Source organism: Bradyrhizobium dasycarpum, from assembly GCF_042019905.1.
GTDB lineage: Bacteria > Pseudomonadota > Alphaproteobacteria > Rhizobiales > Xanthobacteraceae > Bradyrhizobium > Bradyrhizobium japonicum_B.
Genome location: NZ_CP169574.1, coordinates 559,956 through 577,365 on the forward strand (window position 1 = coordinate 559,956; position 17,410 = coordinate 577,365).

A 17,410-nucleotide genomic window follows, 5' to 3' on the forward strand; every position below is an offset into this window, starting at 1 on the left:
TGGGACCAACAGGCAGGAAGAAACGTGATGACGGCACTCCTCGACATCCGTGGATTGAAGGCCGAGATCGACGGCCGCCAGATCCTCAACGGGCTCGACCTCACCGTGAACAAGGGCGAGGTCCACGCCATCATGGGTCCCAACGGCGCCGGCAAGTCGACGCTGTCCTATGTGCTCTCCGGCAAGCCGGGCTACGACATCACCGGCGGTGAGGTCTTCTTCAACGGCGAGGATCTGCTCGCCTTGGACCCCGACGAGCGCGCCGCCAAGGGGCTGTTCCTGGCCTTTCAATATCCGCTCGAAATCCCCGGTGTCGCCACGATGACATTCCTGCGCACGGCGCTCAACGCCCAGCGCAGGAAGCGCGGCGAGGAGGAGCTGTCGTCGCCCGACGTGCTGAAGCGGGTGCGCGAGCTCGCCAGGCAGCTGAGCATCGACCCCGAGATGCTGAAGCGCCCGCTCAATGTCGGCTTCTCCGGCGGCGAGAAGAAGCGCAACGAGACGCTTCAGATGGCACTGCTGGAGCCGAAGCTGTGCGTGCTGGACGAGACCGATTCAGGCCTCGATATCGATGCGCTGCGCATCGTCGCCGACGGAGTCAATCGTTTGCGTGCTGCCGATCGCGGCATGATCGTGATCACGCACTATCAGAGACTGCTCGACTACATCGTGCCCGATGTCGTGCATGTGCTGTCGGCGGGCCGCATCGTGAAGACCGGCGGCAAGGAGCTGGCGCTCGAACTCGAAGCGACAGGCTACGCGCAATATCAGAACGAAGCGGCGTGATCCCATGAATGCCGAGATCCGCCCAGTGAAGACCGCCGCCGAGATCGGCTTCGCCGATCTGTTCGCGGCTGCGCGGCAGAGCCTGCCCGGCGGCGAGAGCACCGAGGCTCTCCGGCGTGATGCCTTCGACCGTTTCGTGGGGCAGGGGCTGCCGAACTCCCGTGTCGAGGCCTGGAAATATACCGACTTGCGGCGTCTGGTGCGCGATGCCAAGCCGCTGGCGCCTCCTCCCGATTCGGTCGCCAGGACCGCCGCCCGCGACGCCGGCGCGGTCTTCGCCGGTCTCGATGTGCGCCGGCTCCTGATCGTCGACGGCGCCTTCGTGCCCGAGCTCTCCGATCTCTCGAACCTCGAATCCGGCGTCACCATTCGCGCGACCGCCGAGGCGCTTGCCGCGGACGAGATGGTGTTTCCGCTCGACATGGCCGGGGCCGATCCGGTCGCATCCCTCAACATCGCATTCGCCGCCGGCGGCGTCGTGATCGCGGTCGCCCCGGATGTCGTCGTGGAGCGGCCGATCCATCTCGTCTTCGTGACCACGGGCGGTGCACCCGCCGCAATGTTCACGCGATCACGGCTGGAGCTCGGCAGCGGCGCGGCCCTCACGCTGGTCGAGACGCATGAAGGCCCGGATCGCTCCGACTACCAGGTCTATGCGGCCTTCCATGTGGACGTCGGCGACAAGGCCCGCCTGGACCACGTCAAGATCACCGGCGAAGGCGCGGCTGCGCTGCACATCGCGACGCTCGAGGCTTCGATCGGCGCGGGTGCGGAGTACCGCGAGTGCGGTTTCACGACCGGCGGCGCCGTGGTGCGCAACCAGCAATTCCTGCGGCTCGCGGGCGAGGGGACCACGGCCAGCGTGCACCAGTCGAGCCTTCTGGCCGGACGCCAGCACGCAGACACCACGCTGATCGTCGATCATGTCGCGGCCGGATCGCAGAGCCGCGAGGTCTTCAAGGCGGTGGTCGACGAGGAGGCGAGAGCCGTGTTCCAGGGCAGGATCACGGTGCAACCGGGTGCGCAACAGACCGACGCCAAGATGATGGCACGAGCGCTGCTTCTGTCGGACGAGGCCGTCGCCAATTGCAAGCCGGAACTGGAGATCTTCGCAGACGACGTGCAGTGCGGCCACGGCACCACCACCGGCGCATTGGACGACCAGCTGAAGTTCTATCTGATGGCGCGCGGCATTCCGAAAAAAGGAGGCCGAGGCACTGTTGATCCAGGCTTTCGTCGGAGAAGTGATCGACGCCGTCGCGCGCGATGATCTGCGCGAAGCGCTCTCGCGGACGATGCTGGCCTGGCTCAAGGGACGGGATTGATCCCATGCATCCGGCGGTGAGCAATGGAAGTTATGACGTTGGTCGCGTTCGCCGGGATTTCCCGATCCTGTCGATGCAGGTCCACGGCCGCCCGCTGGTCTATCTGGACAACGCGGCTTCGGCGCAGAAGCCGAAGGCCGTGCTCGACCGGCTGACCGAGGCCTACAGCAGCGAATACGCCAACGTGCATCGCGGCCTGCATTATCTCGCCAATGCCGCCACCGAGGCATACGAGGGGGCGCGCGACAAGGTCGCGAAGTTCCTCAATGCCGAGCGACGCGAGGAGATAATCTTCACCCGCGGTGCCACGGAGGCGATCAATCTGGTGGCCCAGACCTTCGGCCGCGAAAGGATCGGCGAGGGCGACGAGATCGTGCTTTCGATCATGGAGCATCACGCCAATATCGTGCCTTGGCATTTCCTGCGCGAACGGCAGGGAGCCGTGATCCGATGGGCGCCGGTCGACGACGAGGGCAATTTTCTCATCGACGAGTTCGAGAAGCTCTTGAACGCGAAGACCAGGCTGGTCGCGATCACGCAGATGTCGAACGTGCTCGGCAGCGTCGTGCCGGTCAAGGAGGTCGTTCGGCTGGCACATGCGCGCGGAATTCCCGTCCTGGTCGACGGTTCGCAGGCCGCGGTGCACATGGATGTCGACGTCCGCGATATTGGCTGCGACTTCTACGTCGTCACCGGGCACAAATTGTACGGACCGACCGGCATTGGCGCGCTCTACGGCAAATACGAGCATCTGGCGGCAATGCCTCCCTTCAATGGCGGCGGCGAGATGATCCGCGAGGTCTCGCGTGACGTCGTCACCTATGGCGAGCCGCCACACCGCTTCGAAGCAGGCACGCCGCCGATCGTGCAGGCCATCGGCCTCGGGGCCGCCATCGACTACGTCGAATCGATCGGCAAGGAGCGGATCCGCAGGCATGAGAGCGGGCTTTTGGCCCATGCGCAGGAACGATTGCGTGGAATCAACTCGCTGCGGATCATCGGGACGGCCGCCGACAAGGGCGCGCTCGTGTCGTTCGAGATGAAGAACGGCCACGCCCACGACTTCGCGACCGTGATTGATCGTGCCGGTATCGCGGTGCGCGCCGGCACCCATTGCGCGATGCCGCTGCTCGACCGCTTCGGCGTGACCGCGACCTGCCGTGCCTCGTTTGCGCTCTACAACACCATGGAGGAGGTCGACGCGCTGGCCGAAGCCTTGATCCGGGCGCAGGAGCTGTTCTCATGACCGAGAAGATCGTCACCAGGTCCCTTCGCGTCAAGCCACGGCCCGTTGCCCGCATCGTCTGCGATGCCCATCGCCGCCGGACGGCGCGGAACATGGAACGGCGTCTTGGCGGCGAGTTCTCGGTCGGCGAGCCGATCCGCGCCACGGCGCTGATCAGGAACGACGGCATGTATCCGCATAAGGACATCGGCGAGCCCCTGGTGCATCCCGGCGACAAGGGCCTTGTGCGCGAGAGCTGGCGCTTTCTCGGCGAGGTCTACTACACGGTCGAATTCACGGCCCGGTCGGTGTTCGTCATCATGCGGGGCCGCGAGATGTCGCGGATGGGGACCGCGTTCGACGCGGCCTGAAGCTCCGCCGAATATCACCTCGCTTCAGCCAGCACGGCGGTTGCGTCCGCTCGCATCCGCGACACCATCGATCGGAAGCCGTTCGAACGCTGCGGTGTCAGGTGCGCGCCGAGCCCGAGCCGCTCGAACAGCGCCAATGGATTTTCGCCTGAGATCTCCGCGGCCGGCCGTCCCGACAGCAGCGCGATCAGGATCGCGACCAGGCCGCGGACGATGTGAGCATCGCTGTCGCCGGCAAAGGTGAGGACCGGCCGCCCGTCCCGGTGCTCGATCGTTGTCGCCAGCCAGACCTGGCTGACGCAGCCCTGCACCTTGTTGGCGTCGGTGCGGTGCTCGTCCGGAAAGGGCGTCAGCTTGCGGCCCAGCTCGATCACGTAGCGATAGCGGTCGTCCCATTCCTCGAGCAGGGAGAAGTTCTCAATGATGTCGTCGATCGGCGTTGGCCGAGAGTTCGTTTCAAGCTGCATGATCGCCTCGATGCATTGGTGAGACGCATCAAGCAAGCCCCATACCGCAGGGCGGATCGACGCTGTCCTGCGAGAAAATGCATGGTCGATGCCGTCTGGCGACGGCGCGCATTGTTTTGTTTCGAACAGCCTTGCGCGCATGCACATGTCGACATGATGCGATGTCGGATTTGCAACAATGGCCAGCCGCGCGGCTATCTGCCTCCAATCGCTTCACTTTTTGTCTTCGATATGCGCTGGCACACTGGTTGCAAAAGTCCATGTGCAAGGCGACCTCGCGGAAGAGATCGCGAGAGCGGCGCGCCGGTTGAGGCGTCCGATCGTTCACACAGGGATAACCGAGGGATACTCGCATGAGCCTAGCAACCACCCAGAGCGTCGCGGAGATCAAGGCCCGCAACAAGCAACTGATCGACGAAGTCTTGAAGGTCTATCCGGAGAAAACCGCAAAGCGCCGCGCCAAGCACCTCAATGTGCACGAGGCCGGCAAGTCAGATTGCGGCGTCAAGTCGAACCTGAAATCCATCCCCGGCGTGATGACGATTCGCGGCTGCGCCTATGCCGGCTCCAAGGGCGTGGTGTGGGGTCCGATCAAGGACATGATCCACATCAGCCACGGCCCGGTCGGCTGCGGCCAATATTCCTGGGCCGCGCGGCGCAACTACTACATCGGAACGACGGGCATCGACACCTTCGTCACCATGCAGTTCACCTCCGATTTCCAGGAAAAGGACATCGTGTTCGGCGGCGACAAGAAGCTCGCCAAGATCATCGACGAGATCCAGGACCTGTTCCCGCTCAACCACGGCATCACCATCCAGTCGGAATGCCCGATCGGCCTGATCGGGGACGACATCGAGGCCGTGTCGAAGGTGAAGTCGAAGGAGTATGGCGGCAAGACCATCGTTCCGGTGCGCTGCGAAGGCTTCCGTGGCGTCTCGCAGTCGCTCGGCCACCACATCGCCAACGATGCCGTTCGCGACTGGATCTTCGACAAGGTCTCCCCGGAGGCCAAGCCCGCGTTCGAATCCACGCCTTATGACGTCGCGATCATCGGCGACTACAACATCGGCGGCGACGCCTGGTCCTCGCGCATCCTGCTCGAGGAGATGGGCCTGCGCGTGATCGCACAATGGTCGGGCGACGGCAGTCTCGCCGAGCTGGAAGCGACGCCCAAGGCGAAGCTCAACGTCCTGCACTGCTACCGCTCGATGAACTACATCTCCCGTCACATGGAGGAGAAGTTCGGCATTCCTTGGTGCGAGTACAACTTCTTCGGTCCCTCCAAGATCGCGGAATCGCTGCGCAAGATCGCCAGCTTCTTCGACGACAAGATCAAGGAAGGCGCCGAGCGCGTCATCGCCAAGTACCAGCCGCTGATGGACGCGGTGATCGCCAAGTATCGTCCGCGCCTCGAAGGCAAGACGGTGATGCTGTTCGTCGGCGGACTGCGTCCCCGCCACGTCATCGGTGCCTATGAGGACCTCGGCATGGAGGTGGTCGGCACCGGCTACGAGTTCGGTCACAACGACGACTACCAGCGCACCGCCCAGCACTACGTCAAGGACGGCACGCTGATCTACGACGATGTCACCGGCTACGAGTTCGAGCGCTTCGTCGAGAAGATCCAGCCCGATCTCGTCGGCTCCGGCATCAAGGAGAAGTACGTCTTCCAGAAGATGGGTGTGCCGTTCCGGCAGATGCACTCCTGGGATTATTCGGGTCCCTATCACGGCTATGACGGCTTCGCGATCTTCGCGCGCGACATGGACATGGCGATCAACTCCCCGATCTGGAAGAAGACCAAGGCACCCTGGAAGGATGCCCCGCGGCCGAGCCTGATGGCGGCGGAATGACAGAGGCTGAGGTCCGGCTCTTCTTCCTTCGACGAAGAGCCGGAGACAGGCGATCGAACACGAATCCAACAAGGGTGCCACGATGACACAGAATGCCGAACACGTGCTCGATCACTTCGAGCTGTTCCGGGGACCTGAATACCAGCAGATGCTGGCCAATAAGAAGGCCCTGTTCGAGAATCCGCACGATCCCGCGGAGGTCGAGCGGATCAGGGAGTGGGCCAAGACGCCCGAATACCGCGAGAAGAACTTCGCCCGCGAAGCGCTGACGGTGAACCCGGCCAAGGCCTGCCAGCCGCTGGGCGCCGTGTTCGTCGCCGTCGGGTTCGAAGGCACGCTGCCCTTCGTGCACGGCTCGCAGGGCTGCGTCGCCTATTACCGCAGCCATCTGTCGCGGCACTTCAAGGAGCCGAGCTCCTGCGTTTCCTCGTCGATGACGGAAGATGCGGCCGTGTTCGGTGGCCTGAACAACATGATCGATGGGCTTGCCAACACCTACAACATGTACAAGCCGAAGATGATCGCCGTCTCCACCACCTGCATGGCGGAGGTGATCGGCGACGACCTCAATGCCTTCATCAAGACGGCGAAGGAGAAGGGCTCGGTTCCCGACGCGTACGATGTTCCCTTCGCCCATACGCCGGCCTTCGTCGGCAGCCACGTGACCGGCTACGACAACGCCCTCAAGGGCATCCTGGAGCACTTCTGGGATGGCAAGGCCGGCACCGCACCGAAGCTCGAGCGCAAGGAGAACGGCAAGATCAACTTCATCGGCGGTTTCGACGGCTACACTGTCGGCAACATCCGCGAGATCAAGCGCATCTTCGAGCTGATGGGGATCGAATACACGATACTCGCCGACAACAGCGACGTGTTCGACACGCCGACCGACGGCGAGTTCCGCATGTACGACGGCGGCACCACGCTGGAGGACGCCGCGAACGCGATCCACGCCAAGGCCACCATCTCGATGCAGCAATATTGCACCGAGAAGACGCTCCCCTTCATCGAGGGACATGGCCACGAAGTCGCGGCCTTCAACCATCCCGTTGGCGTCAGTGCCACCGATGATTTCCTGATGACGCTCTCGCGCATCACGGGCAAGCCGATTGCAAAGGCGCTGGAACAGGAGCGCGGCCGTCTCGTCGACGCCATGGCCGATTCGAGCGCGCATATCCACGGCAAGAAGTTCGCGATCTACGGCGATCCGGACCTCTGCTACGGGCTGGCCGCCTTCCTGCTCGAGCTCGGCGCCGAACCGACCCATGTGCTGTCCACCAACGGCAACAAGGCCTGGGCCGAGAAGATGGAAGGGCTGTTCGCCAGCTCGCCGTTCGGCAAGAACTGCCATGCCTATCCGGGCAAGGACCTCTGGCACATGCGCTCGCTGCTGTTCACCGAGCCGGTCGATTTCCTGATCGGCAACACCTACGGCAAGTACCTGGAACGCGACACCGGCACGCCGCTGATCCGCATCGGCTTCCCGGTGTTCGATCGCCACCATCACCACCGCTATCCGGTGTGGGGCTATCAGGGCGGCATGAACGTGCTGGTGAAGATCCTCGACAAGATCTTCGACGAGATCGACAAGAATACCAACGTTCCCGCCAAGACCGACTACAGCTTCGACATCATCCGTTGATGCCGCGAAAAGTCTGCCGTCGCCCGAAAACGGCGGCGGCAGGCGACACGTCCAGCCTGCGATCGAGACTGCGGGGCGAAACGCTCGCGCAGCGGGTCAGGAAATAGGAGAGGCTCATGAGCTCGCTGTCGGCCACCATCCAGGACGTCTTCAACGAGCCAGGTTGCGGCAAGAACGCCGGCAAGACGGAGGCTGAGCGCAAGAAGGGCTGCACCAAGCAGCTACAGCCTGGCGGGGCCGCGGGAGGCTGCGCCTTCGACGGAGCCAAGATCGCGCTCCAGCCGTTCACCGACGTCGCGCATCTGGTCCACGGCCCGATCGCCTGCGAGGGCAATTCATGGGACAATCGCGGCAGCGCCTCGTCGGGCTCCGACCTCTGGCGCCGCAGCTTCACCACCGACATGAACGAGACCGACATCGTGTTCGGCGGAGAGAAGCGGCTCTACAAGGCGATCAGAGAGGTGATCGAGAAGTACGATCCGCCGGCGATCTTCGTCTATCAGACCTGCGTCCCCGCCATGATCGGCGACGACATCAATGCCGTCTGCAAGGCCGCGGCCACGAAGTTCGGCAAGCCGGTCATCCCCGTCAATTCGCCCGGCTTCGTCGGGCCGAAGAACCTCGGCAACAAGCTCGCGGGTGAGGCGCTGCTCGAGCACGTCATCGGCACCGAGGAGCCCGATTACACCACGCCCTACGACATCAACATCATCGGCGAATACAATCTCTCGGGCGAGTTCTGGCAGATCAAGCCGCTGCTCGACGAGCTCGGCATCCGCATCCTTTCCTGCATCTCCGGCGATGGCAAGTACCGCGAGCTCGCTTATTCGCATCGCGCCAAGGCCGCGATGATGGTGTGCTCCAAGGCGATGATCAACGTCGCCCGCAAGATGGAGGAACGCTACGGCATTCCCTACTTCGAGGGCTCGTTCTACGGGATTCAGGATTCCAGCGATTCGCTACGCGAGATCGCCCGCCTGCTGATCGAGCGCGGCGCGCCGGCAGAGCTGATGGACCGCACCGAAGCGGTGATTGCGCGGGAGGAAGCCAAGGCCTGGGCGGCGATCGAGCGCTTCAAGCCGCGCTTCAAGGACAAGAAGGTGCTGCTGATCACCGGCGGGGTGAAGTCGTGGTCCGTGGTGGCGGCACTCCAGGAGGCGGGCCTCGAGATCGTCGGCACCTCCGTGAAGAAGTCCACCAAGGAGGACAAGGAGCGGATCAAGGAGCTGATGGGGCAGGACGCCCACATGATCGAGGACATGACGCCGCGCGAAATGTACAAGATGCTGAAGGACGCGCGGGCTGACATCATGCTCTCCGGCGGCAAGTCGCAGTTCGTCGCGCTGAAGGCGGCGATGCCCTGGCTCGACATCAACCAGGAGCGCAGCCACGCCTATATGGGCTATATCGGCATGGTCACGCTGATGGAGCAGATCGAGAAGGCGCTCTACAACCCGATGTGGGCGCAGCTGCGCAAGCCGGCGCCATGGGACGATGCCGGGGTCAACTGGCAGGCGAAGGCGATGGCGCAGATGGATGCGCAGGCGGCAGAGATCGCGGCCGATCCGGTGCGCGCAGAGCAGGCCCGGCGCGCCAAGAAGATCTGCCACTGCAAGACGGTCGATCTCGGCACCATCGAGGATGCCATTGCCGCGCACGGGCTTTCCGACGTCGACGGCGTCAAGGAGCACACCAACGCCTCGGGCGGTTGCGGCGCCTGCAAGGGACGGATCGAGGACATTCTCGCCTTACAGTCGACGCCGATCCTCGAAGCGGCGGAGTAGGGCGCCCAGATGGCCATCGTCACCACCTCCAAGAAGGCCTGCTCGGTCAATCCGCTCAAGATGAGCCAGCCGATCGGCGGCTCCTTCGCCTTCATGGGCCTGCGCGGGGCGATGCCGCTGCTGCACGGCTCGCAGGGCTGCACCTCGTTCGGGCTGACGCTGTTCGTGCGGCATTTCAAGGAAGCCGTGCCGATGCAGACCACCGCGATGAGCGAGGTCGCAACCGTGCTCGGCGGCTATGAGAACGTCGAGCAGGCGATTCTCAACATCTACAATCGCACCAAGCCGGAGATCATCGGCATCAATTCGACCGGCGTCACCGAGACCAAGGGCGACGATGTCGAGGGCTTCATCCGTCTGATCCGGCAGAAGCATCCGCAGCTCGAAAAATTCCCGCTGGTCTATGTTGCAACGCCCGATTTCAAGGACGCCTTCCAGGACGGCTGGGAGAAGACGGTTGCACGGATGGTCGAGGTGCTGGTCGATCCCGTCGAGGCGGGAGCGGCGCGAGACCCTGCGCGCGTCAACGTTCTGCCGGGCTGCCACCTCACCCCCGGCGATCTCGACGAGCTGCGCACCATCATCGAGGATTTCGGCCTCAAGCCGTCCTTCCTGCCCGACCTTGCCGGCTCGCTCGATGGTCATATCCCCGACGAATTCACGCCCACGACGATCGGCGGCATCGGGGTCGACGAGATCGCGACCATGGGGCAGGCGGCCTGGACCATCGCCATCGGCGCGCAGATGAAGCGCGCGGCGGAAGCCATGCAGCAGAAGGCGGGGGTGCCGTTCCGCCTGTTCGAGCGGCTCTGCGGCCTCGCCCCGAACGACGAGTTCATCGCGTTCCTCAGCGAGATCAGCGGAAGGCCGGTGCCGGCGAAATACCGCCGGCAGCGCGGCCAGCTGGCGGACGCGATGCTGGACGCGCATTTCCACATCGGCGGGCGCAAGCTCGCAATCGGCGCCGAGCCGGACCTGCTGTTCGATCTCTCCAGCATGTTGCACGAGATGGGTGCCGAGATCGCGGTCGCCGTGACCACGACGGCCTCGCCGGTGCTGGAACGCGTCAGGACGCAGGAGGTCCTGATCGGCGACCTCGAGGATCTCGAAGACCTCGCCAAGGTCCGTGGCTGCGATCTCCTCATCACCGATCTCGCACGGCCGCCAGGCGGCCTCGCGCCTGAAGATCCTGTTCTACCGTGCGGGCTTCCCGATGTTCGACCGGCTCGGCGCGGGGCACCTTCTGTCGGTCGGCTATCGCGGCACACGCGATCTGATCTTCGATCTCGCCAATCTCGTCATCGCCGACCGCGAGGCGAACCACCAGCCGACGCCCGATACCTGGCGCACCACGGACAGCGGCCTTCAGGTCGTCCCGCCGCAACTGCACTGACGCAAGAAGAGGACCAGATCGATGAAAGTGGCTTTTGCAACCCAGGACCTGAAGCGCGTCGATGCGCATTTCGGATGGGCCAAGAATATCGCCATCTACGACGTCAATCCGGACGGCCATCACTTTGTCGAGGCCATCCAGTTCGACGGCGACCTCAAGGAGGACGGCAACGAGGACAAGCTGGCGCCGAAGATCGAGGCGATCAAGGATTGCACGATCTCTACGTCGCCGCGATCGGCGGCTCGGGCGCGGCGCGGGTCGTCGCCAACAACATCCACCCCATGAAGGTGACGCAGCCCGAGGCGATCGACGATCTCTGCGTCAAGCTCGAGGACGTGCTGAAGGGCTCGCCGCCGCCATGGCTGCGCAAGGTGCTCGCCAAGGCACAGGACCGCAGCTTTGATTTCGAGGACTGAGGGAAACGATCATGACTGAAGCGGCTGAACTGATCCAGGCCGACAACGCGGCGGAGGCGCCGTTCGTCAAGGAGCTCGTCAAGATCTGGCGCGCCCAGGACACCCATGGCGCCTGGGAGGGCAAGAAGGATCTCGACCTGCTCGAGCCCTATATCCTCGACAAGGAGAAGCGGCGTGCGCTGCCGATCGTCGGCGATCCCGATCCGGACACGATCTGGCGCATGGAGCTGTTCTTCAACGCCGTCGCGCTCTCGATCGAGAAGGTGACCGGCGTGATGATCTCGCCGATGCTGAAGATGCACCATGAAGGCTTTGGCCGGATGGTCCTGATCGGCGGCCGGCTCATCATCGTCAACAAGCAGCTGCGCGACGTGCATCGCTTCGGCTTCGACAGTCTCGGCAAGCTTGCGGCCGAAGGCGACAAATACGTCGCGAGCGGTGTCGAGATGATCCGCAAGTTTCCCGACGTGGCGAATTACTGAGGTTTGAGCATGAGCGATCTTGAAACCCTGAAGGCCGAGATCAAGAAGCTGTCGGCTAAGGCCACGCAGGCCAAGATGGACCTCCACGATCTCTCGGAGGAGCTCCCGATCAACTGGACCTCGATCCTGAGCGTGGCCCAGAAGGCCCACGACGCCTTCGCCGAGCTCGAGCGCAAGCGCGAGGATCTCAAGACGCTGGAAAAGGCATAACCGGGCCACACCCATGTCCTACGCAACCCGCGACGGCCGCGACTGGAAGCCGGACTATCTGGTGTCGATCGATGCCCAGAAGTGCATTGGCTGCGGCCGCTGCTACAAGGTGTGCGGCCGCGAGGTCATGACGCTCAAGGGCCTCAACGAGGACGGCGAGATGATCGACCTCGATGACGACGATGACGAGGTCGAGAAGAAGGTGATGGTGATGAACGACGACGGCGCCTGCATCGGCTGCGGCGCCTGCGCGCGAGTCTGTCCGACCAATTGTCAGACCCACGCCCCCGCGGCTTAAGCGTTGCGTCTCACTCGATCCCCTGCTCACGCGCTTTCATCATCGCGGCAATCCGGAATCGCTCGTGGATGGCGATGGGATTGGCCAGCATGTCGGCTTCCGCCTGCTTGAACGCGGCGAGAACGATCTCTGCTTCCTCGCGCGTCAGGGGGACGCGGCCAGCCATGTGGGTGGCTTCGGGTGCCGCCGCCCGGATCGCGTGGCGGTAAGGATGATCCTTGACGTCGATCAGTTCGTTGGCCTCGAGCTTGCCGTCCAGTGTGATCGCGAGCCCGATCACTTCGAGCTTGCGACCGTCCTGCGTAGTCTTGACCAATATTGCCATCGCTGGTCGGCCTCCTGCGCCGCGAACCACATGTCGTCACATCCCGCTGCCGAGACAGCGCCTGATCGGGACTTCCAGGCGCCTGACTGAACAAGATCAAATTCCATGCCACATTGTGCGAGCGTGCCGAGGGGGCGGCCCCTCGCCGGAGATGTCAACCGCTCGACAGCCGCGCCGGCAGGCGCACCCTGCCGGATCATCGCGACAAGAGGGACGCGCGTGTCCGATTCCGTACGGAGCAAGTGGACGGGCCATGTCTTGCGGCTAGCGCGATTCTGCACCAGTCGAACGATCCGACCGCGAATGAGGACGGCATGGACCAGAATACCGCCTATGCAATCTGCGCCTTCAACGACATTCCGAGCCAGCGGGCGATCGGCTTTCGCCTTATGATCGTCGGCGAGGACGGTGCAGCGCGGCCCTGGCCGATCGTGATCCTGCGCTGGGGCAGGCAGGTGTTCGGCTATCTCAACCGGTGCCCGCACGATGGCGTGAACCTCGACTGGGAACGAAACCAGTTCCTTGACGGCAACGGCACCAAGCTGATGTGCGGCAAGCACGGCGCCACGTTCGAGCTCGGAACCGGGCGTTGCGTGGATGGGCCGTGCAAGGGCGAGAGCCTGACGCCGATCGCGCTTGCCGTGCTCGACGGCGATATCTGCGTCACCGGCGTGACGTTGATCGAGGACGACGAGATCAATTGCGAGGAGGAGGTCTGACGATGAGGCGTCAGACCGGGCGGTTCTCGTTGCGGTTCTTCACCGGCTCCATCCTGGCGACGCCTTCCTCGAAGGAGATCTCGGTATAGGAGCCGTCGAGATCCCTGGCGGCGTCGAGGAGGTAGTCGAGCTTCCCGGCGGTGTCGAGCTTCTTGATGTCGTTCTTGTCGACGCCGGCAAGCTCCATCATCTCCTTCCATACCGTCGATTCGTCGCACGGCAATATGCGGAACTCGATGTCGCCGATCCTGGTGCGATATTTCGCCAGGAGGTCGATGTTGTTGCAGAACATGAAGTAGCTGCCCTTCGGGCTCAGCGCGCCGTCCAGCACCTTGGCGACGTCGGCAAGATACGCGTAGGAGTGCAGATAGCCGGCGAGCACCGGAATGGTCGCTTCACCCTCCTGCGCCACGGTCAGCACCTGCTCGATCGAGTATTCCGGCGGACGCTTTTCGTCGGCCACCTGAGCCTGGAATCGCAGCGCGATGTCGCCGCGAAAGCCGAACCGTCCCGGCCGGGTGGTGTCACCCTTCAGCACCGCGTTCAGAAGCCGGCCCTCCTTGTCCAGGCGGCCGAGGGCGGTGTTGTCGATCGACGTCATGAATCTCTCCTGATCGTTCTGGCAGCGGTGCGACGGTTTCGATGCCCTATGCTTCGAGGCCCTTATGCAAGGAGTTTGCCGACTGCACGCCCATGCGCCAAATTTTCGAATGCAGCGGAAATCGACACCACTCCCTGCGGGCGCTGGCATCTCCCCGGTATTGCGCTGCCATTCCGCCGTTCCGGCGTCGCGTGGCCGTATGTCGCAAACCCGACAAGCGTCGCAAAGACAACAGGCGCGCGCTCGATGAAAACCCTGCGGTTTCAGGCATGTGCACTCTGGCACGGGACTTGCGATCCCCTTGCGACAGACCCAGACAGCGAGGGCGAGCAATGATCAACCTGACCGACAGCGCGGTGAATGCGGTGAAGACCGCGATCTCCTCGGCGGCACAGCCGGCCAGCGGCTTGCGTATCATGGTCGAGACCGGCGGCTGCGCCGGCTTCAAATACATGATGGGCCTCGCCGAGGAGGCCAAGCCCGACGATACCGTGATCGAACGCGGCGGGGTGAAGGTGTTCGTCGACAATGCAAGCCACGAACATCTCAACGGCACCACGATCGATTTCGTGGTGGCGCTGGAAGGCTCCGGTTTCACCTTCGACAATCCCAATGCGAAGTCGAGCTGCTCCTGCGGCAAGTCGTTCAGCTAGGCCGTCCTCGTCGATCCGATCCGCAATAGGGAGAATGTGAAATGCTCGTCGAATCCGAACACCTGAAACAAGCGCCGGCCGCCGAGCCGTCGGGCCGCGAGCAGATCGTGCGTGCCGTGCTCGACGAGATCCGGCCCAATCTCAAGCGCGACGGTGGCGATTGCGAGTTGCTCGAGATCGACGGCAACAAGATCATGGTCAGGCTCACCGGGGCCTGTGTGTTCTGCAAGCTCGCCAGCGCGACGCTGGAGGGTATCCAGGCCCGCCTGATCGAACGGCTCGGCGAGTTCGTTCGCCTGATCCCTGTTGCCGGAGCGGCCAGGCCCCGTCACTGAATAGGCTCCGACATCGGGAGAGGGATTCCGTGCGGCCGATCTACCTCGACAACAACGCGACGACCCGCACGGACCCCTCCGTCGTCGCGGCGATGCTGCCGTTCTTCTCCGAGCAGTTCGGCAATGCGTCTTCCGCGCACGCTTTTGGCAGCGAGGTCGCCCAGGCGGTGAGGGAAGCGCGGCGTAGCGTGCAGGCGCTGATCGGCGCCGCCTTCGATCACGAGATCGTCTTCACTTCGGGTGGTACCGAGTCGGACAACGCGGCGATCCTGTCGGCGCTTGCCGTGCAGGACGGTCGGGACGAGATCGTCACCACCGCGGTCGAGCATCCCGCGGTGCTGTCGCTGGTCGAGGAACTCGGCCGCCGCGGCATCAAGAGCCATCTCATCGCCGTGGATACGCGTGGACGCCTCGACATCGAGGCTTACAGGCGCGCGCTCGGTCCCCGCACCGCGATCGCGTCCGTGATGTGGGCGAACAACGAGACCGGAACGGTCTTCCCGGTCGAGTTCCTGGCGAAGATGGCGCGCTCGGCCGGCGCGCTGTTTCACACCGATGCCGTGCAGGCCGTCGGTCGGCTTCCGATCGATCTCAAGGCGAGCGAGATCGACATGCTCTCGCTGTCTGGCCACAAGTTGCACGGTCCCAAGGGCATCGGCGCGCTCTACGTGCGCAAGGAAACGAAGTTCAAGCCGCTGATCCTCGGCGGTCCGCAGGAGCGTCGTCGCCGCGCCGGCACCGAAAACGTTCCTGGTATCGTTGGTCTCGGCAAGGCGGCCGAGCTCGCGGCGGCGCAGCTCGAACGGGAGCGGGCGGAGATCGCCGCTCTGCGCGACCGGATGGAGCAGGGTATCCTGCGGCTCGGTCACTGCATGGTGCTGGGCGACATCAAGAGCCGACTGCCGAATACGTCGAACATGGCCTTCGAGCATGTCGAAGGCGAAGCGATCATCCATCATCTGAACCGCACCGGCATCGCCGCTTCGCTGGGATCGGCCTGCGCCTCCGGTTCGATGGAGCCGTCGCACGTGTTGCGCGCGATGAACGTGCCGCCGCAGGCGCTGCGCGGCGCGGTCCGCTTCTCACTGTCCCGCGAGACCACGGCCGAAGAGGTTGACCGGGCCCTGCTGGTGCTGCCTGAGATCCTTTCGAAACTGAGAGCATTGTCTCCGTCGTGGCAAGAGCGCGCGAGCGACACCTCTCGTCCTGCGGAGATGAGCCTATGAAAGTCATGATTCGGCGCTCGCCGGAGACCGGCCTGTCGATCTACGTGCCGAAGAAGGATCCTCGAGGAGCCGATCGTCGAGTCCGAGCACGAGACCCTGTGGGGCGGCTGGATCAAGATCGCCAATGGCTGGGTGCTCGACCTGCCGCAGATGGCCGCTGATACCAATTTGCCGATCACGATCAACGCCAGGAAGCGCGGCGGCGAGGGAGACGAGCAATGAACGCGCCGGTCCCCCACATCGAGTTCGCCAATCCCGCCGATGCCGAGGCGATTTTCCGCGAGGTTGTCGGGCGGCTTCGCGATGGCAGCGTCATTCCCTATCTTGGTACTGGCGTGACGGAACTGTCCGCGCCAAGCGTGCCGATGAACCCGGAAGGTCTCGCGGCATTTCTCGGCAGCAAGGTCGCGCTGCCGCGGCGGGCCAAGGGCAACGCCTGGGCCGCGGCGCAGCACATCGAGAGCACGCGGCATCGCGCCACCGTGACGGCTCTGATGTCGGAGGCTTTTGAGACGCCGGTGACGCCGACATCGTTGCATCGGCATCTCGCCACGCTGCCGCTGCCCCTCATCGTCGATAGCTGGTATGACGGCGCGATGCGCACGACGCTGACCGGTCGGGACGATTGGGGCGAGATCCAGGGCATCACCCGCGCCGGCATCGGCGAGGATCGCTGGTACCGATTTTACGATGCCACCGGCCAGGAGGTCGACCGCGTCCGGGCCAAGGACTGGACCACGATCCTCTACAAGCCTCACGGCAGCGTCGCGCCGGCGAAGAATTTTCTGATCTCCGATGCCGACTACGTCGAGGTGCTGACCGAGATCGACATCCAGACCCCGATTCCGGATGAGGTGAAGGCGCGGCGCACGGGCCGAAGCTTCCTGTTCCTCGGCTGTCGCTTCAACGATCAGCTCCTGCGCACTTATGCGCGACAGGTGTCGAAGCGCTCCGCGGACACGCACTATGCGGTCGTCGAGCCGGACGCGCTGTCGAAGAACGAGCTGCGTTTCCTGGTGAGCCAGGGCCTGACCCCGCTCGCCATCCCGCTCCCCCGCGCCATCGAGATCGTGCTGGCTGGCTAGACACCGGCCGTTTGCGAACTGCCGGCCCCTCTTCCTTAGCGGGAGCGGGGCCGAATGCATTTGCAAGGCGCCTGCCGGCATCGGGCATCACCGCACACCTCACGACATCTGTCATCTTTCCAACATGCGTTGGCAACCCGACATTCCCGCGCCTGCGCGCTAACTCGTTGAAGAGAGCCAGGAAAGTCGACAGCGCGACGGTGGCATGCGG

The 17,410-nt window shown here is 63.9% G+C and carries 17 protein-coding genes and 4 pseudogenes; 18 read left to right on the forward strand and 3 right to left on the reverse strand.

Features of this window, described 5'->3' with window-relative positions:
* The first annotated feature begins 27 nt into the window (after positions 1-27).
* From sufC to ACETMP_RS02800, 4 genes and pseudogenes are all read left to right on the forward strand, one after another.
* Positions 28-786 (forward strand): Fe-S cluster assembly ATPase SufC, encoded by a 759-nt coding sequence (sufC, locus tag ACETMP_RS02785; protein WP_375159822.1) that lies wholly within the window; start codon positions 28-30, stop codon positions 784-786.
* A 4-nt stretch (positions 787-790) separates the two neighbouring features.
* Positions 791-2,111, forward strand: a pseudogene (sufD, locus tag ACETMP_RS02790) (Fe-S cluster assembly protein SufD).
* A 4-nt stretch (positions 2,112-2,115) separates the two neighbouring features.
* Positions 2,116-3,357 (forward strand): cysteine desulfurase, encoded by a 1,242-nt coding sequence (locus tag ACETMP_RS02795; RefSeq protein ID WP_375159823.1) that lies wholly within the window; start codon positions 2,116-2,118, stop codon positions 3,355-3,357.
* Positions 3,354-3,707 (forward strand): nitrogen fixation protein NifZ, encoded by a 354-nt coding sequence (locus tag ACETMP_RS02800; RefSeq protein WP_375159824.1) that lies wholly within the window; start codon positions 3,354-3,356, stop codon positions 3,705-3,707. Before ACETMP_RS02795 ends, ACETMP_RS02800 begins: the two co-directional genes overlap by 4 nt.
* A gap of 14 nt (positions 3,708-3,721) precedes the next feature.
* Here the strand turns inward: ACETMP_RS02800 and ACETMP_RS02805 are convergent, their stop codons facing one another.
* Positions 3,722-4,174 carry a SufE family protein gene (locus tag ACETMP_RS02805; RefSeq protein WP_375159825.1) on the reverse strand — a complete coding sequence of 151 codons (453 nt, stop codon included), beginning with the start codon at positions 4,172-4,174 and terminating at the stop codon, positions 3,722-3,724.
* A gap of 353 nt (positions 4,175-4,527) precedes the next feature.
* Between ACETMP_RS02805 and nifD the strand changes: the two genes are divergently transcribed.
* The 8 genes and pseudogenes from nifD to fdxB all read left to right on the forward strand — a co-directional run bounded on the left by nifD (position 4,528) and on the right by fdxB (position 12,255).
* The gene (nifD, locus tag ACETMP_RS02810) at positions 4,528-6,030 is read left to right on the forward strand and encodes a nitrogenase molybdenum-iron protein alpha chain (RefSeq protein ID WP_375159826.1); all 1,503 of its coding nucleotides are present in this window, start codon (positions 4,528-4,530) and stop codon (positions 6,028-6,030) included.
* 82 nt (positions 6,031-6,112) lie between these two features.
* The gene (gene nifK, locus ACETMP_RS02815; RefSeq protein WP_028137119.1) at positions 6,113-7,672 is read left to right on the forward strand and encodes a nitrogenase molybdenum-iron protein subunit beta; all 1,560 of its coding nucleotides are present in this window, start codon (positions 6,113-6,115) and stop codon (positions 7,670-7,672) included.
* 116 nt (positions 7,673-7,788) lie between these two features.
* Entirely contained in the window at positions 7,789-9,456 is a 1,668-nt protein-coding gene (nifE, locus tag ACETMP_RS02820) for a nitrogenase iron-molybdenum cofactor biosynthesis protein NifE (protein ID WP_375159827.1), read from the forward strand.
* A gap of 9 nt (positions 9,457-9,465) precedes the next feature.
* Positions 9,466-10,849 (forward strand): annotated as a pseudogene (gene nifN / locus ACETMP_RS02825) (nitrogenase iron-molybdenum cofactor biosynthesis protein NifN).
* A 21-nt stretch (positions 10,850-10,870) separates the two neighbouring features.
* A pseudogene (gene nifX / locus ACETMP_RS02830) lies at positions 10,871-11,265 on the forward strand (nitrogen fixation protein NifX).
* Positions 11,266-11,276: 11 nt separating this feature from the next.
* On the forward strand, positions 11,277-11,747 hold the full coding sequence (locus ACETMP_RS02835) for a NifX-associated nitrogen fixation protein (protein ID WP_375159828.1): 471 nt from the start codon (positions 11,277-11,279) through the stop codon (positions 11,745-11,747).
* A 9-nt stretch (positions 11,748-11,756) separates the two neighbouring features.
* Entirely contained in the window at positions 11,757-11,957 is a 201-nt protein-coding gene (locus ACETMP_RS02840; RefSeq protein ID WP_028137114.1) for a CCE_0567 family metalloprotein, read from the forward strand.
* A gap of 13 nt (positions 11,958-11,970) precedes the next feature.
* Positions 11,971-12,255, forward strand: a complete 285-nt coding sequence (fdxB, locus tag ACETMP_RS02845; protein WP_375159829.1) for a ferredoxin III, nif-specific — start codon at positions 11,971-11,973, stop codon at positions 12,253-12,255.
* 10 nt (positions 12,256-12,265) lie between these two features.
* Here the strand turns inward: fdxB and ACETMP_RS02850 are convergent, their stop codons facing one another.
* On the reverse strand, positions 12,266-12,580 hold the full coding sequence (locus ACETMP_RS02850; protein ID WP_375159830.1) for a hypothetical protein: 315 nt from the start codon (positions 12,578-12,580) through the stop codon (positions 12,266-12,268).
* A gap of 314 nt (positions 12,581-12,894) precedes the next feature.
* On the opposite strand from ACETMP_RS02850, the gene ACETMP_RS02855 reads away from it, so the two are divergent.
* Positions 12,895-13,299 carry a Rieske (2Fe-2S) protein gene (locus ACETMP_RS02855; RefSeq protein ID WP_375159831.1) on the forward strand — a complete coding sequence of 135 codons (405 nt, stop codon included), beginning with the start codon at positions 12,895-12,897 and terminating at the stop codon, positions 13,297-13,299.
* A gap of 10 nt (positions 13,300-13,309) precedes the next feature.
* On the opposite strand, the gene ACETMP_RS02860 is transcribed toward ACETMP_RS02855, so the two are convergent.
* Positions 13,310-13,900, reverse strand: coding sequence for a hypothetical protein (locus tag ACETMP_RS02860; RefSeq protein ID WP_375159832.1), 591 nt, complete (start codon positions 13,898-13,900; stop codon positions 13,310-13,312).
* A 332-nt stretch (positions 13,901-14,232) separates the two neighbouring features.
* Here ACETMP_RS02860 and ACETMP_RS02865 point away from each other — a divergent pair, with 332 nt between their 5' ends.
* The 5 genes and pseudogenes from ACETMP_RS02865 to ACETMP_RS02885 all read left to right on the forward strand — a co-directional run bounded on the left by ACETMP_RS02865 (position 14,233) and on the right by ACETMP_RS02885 (position 17,199).
* The gene (locus ACETMP_RS02865) at positions 14,233-14,553 is read left to right on the forward strand and encodes an iron-sulfur cluster assembly accessory protein (protein ID WP_080136068.1); all 321 of its coding nucleotides are present in this window, start codon (positions 14,233-14,235) and stop codon (positions 14,551-14,553) included.
* A gap of 41 nt (positions 14,554-14,594) precedes the next feature.
* The gene (locus tag ACETMP_RS02870) at positions 14,595-14,888 is read left to right on the forward strand and encodes a NifU family protein (protein WP_375159833.1); all 294 of its coding nucleotides are present in this window, start codon (positions 14,595-14,597) and stop codon (positions 14,886-14,888) included.
* A 29-nt stretch (positions 14,889-14,917) separates the two neighbouring features.
* Entirely contained in the window at positions 14,918-16,114 is a 1,197-nt protein-coding gene (gene nifS / locus ACETMP_RS02875) for a cysteine desulfurase NifS (protein WP_375159834.1), read from the forward strand.
* Positions 16,111-16,336: pseudogene (gene nifT / locus ACETMP_RS02880) on the forward strand (putative nitrogen fixation protein NifT). The gene nifS and the pseudogene nifT overlap by 4 nt, the downstream one beginning before the upstream one ends.
* Positions 16,333-17,199, forward strand: coding sequence for an SIR2 family protein (locus ACETMP_RS02885; RefSeq protein WP_375159835.1), 867 nt, complete (start codon positions 16,333-16,335; stop codon positions 17,197-17,199). Before nifT ends, ACETMP_RS02885 begins: the two are co-directional and overlap by 4 nt.
* Positions 17,200-17,410: the final 211 nt, after the last annotated feature.

What these genes read in the sequence shown, in the direction of transcription:
- ACETMP_RS02835 (WP_375159828.1), top strand. Translation starts at nt 11,277, where the DNA reads ATGACTGAAGCGGCTGAACTGATCCAGGCCGACAACGCGGCGGAGGCG.
- ACETMP_RS02850 (WP_375159830.1), bottom strand. Translation starts at nt 12,580, where the DNA reads ATGGCAATATTGGTCAAGACTACGCAGGACGGTCGCAAGCTCGAAGTG.
- ACETMP_RS02885 (WP_375159835.1), top strand. Translation starts at nt 16,333, where the DNA reads ATGAACGCGCCGGTCCCCCACATCGAGTTCGCCAATCCCGCCGATGCC.
- sufC (WP_375159822.1), top strand. Translation starts at nt 28, where the DNA reads ATGACGGCACTCCTCGACATCCGTGGATTGAAGGCCGAGATCGACGGC.
- nifK (WP_028137119.1), top strand. Translation starts at nt 6,113, where the DNA reads ATGACACAGAATGCCGAACACGTGCTCGATCACTTCGAGCTGTTCCGG.
- fdxB (WP_375159829.1), top strand. Translation starts at nt 11,971, where the DNA reads ATGTCCTACGCAACCCGCGACGGCCGCGACTGGAAGCCGGACTATCTG.
- nifD (WP_375159826.1), top strand. Translation starts at nt 4,528, where the DNA reads ATGAGCCTAGCAACCACCCAGAGCGTCGCGGAGATCAAGGCCCGCAAC.
- ACETMP_RS02800 (WP_375159824.1), top strand. Translation starts at nt 3,354, where the DNA reads ATGACCGAGAAGATCGTCACCAGGTCCCTTCGCGTCAAGCCACGGCCC.
- ACETMP_RS02795 (WP_375159823.1), top strand. Translation starts at nt 2,116, where the DNA reads ATGCATCCGGCGGTGAGCAATGGAAGTTATGACGTTGGTCGCGTTCGC.
- ACETMP_RS02865 (WP_080136068.1), top strand. Translation starts at nt 14,233, where the DNA reads ATGATCAACCTGACCGACAGCGCGGTGAATGCGGTGAAGACCGCGATC.
- ACETMP_RS02805 (WP_375159825.1), bottom strand. Translation starts at nt 4,174, where the DNA reads ATGCAGCTTGAAACGAACTCTCGGCCAACGCCGATCGACGACATCATT.
- nifE (WP_375159827.1), top strand. Translation starts at nt 7,789, where the DNA reads ATGAGCTCGCTGTCGGCCACCATCCAGGACGTCTTCAACGAGCCAGGT.
- ACETMP_RS02870 (WP_375159833.1), top strand. Translation starts at nt 14,595, where the DNA reads ATGCTCGTCGAATCCGAACACCTGAAACAAGCGCCGGCCGCCGAGCCG.
- ACETMP_RS02840 (WP_028137114.1), top strand. Translation starts at nt 11,757, where the DNA reads ATGAGCGATCTTGAAACCCTGAAGGCCGAGATCAAGAAGCTGTCGGCT.
- ACETMP_RS02860 (WP_375159832.1), bottom strand. Translation starts at nt 13,900, where the DNA reads ATGACGTCGATCGACAACACCGCCCTCGGCCGCCTGGACAAGGAGGGC.
- ACETMP_RS02855 (WP_375159831.1), top strand. Translation starts at nt 12,895, where the DNA reads ATGGACCAGAATACCGCCTATGCAATCTGCGCCTTCAACGACATTCCG.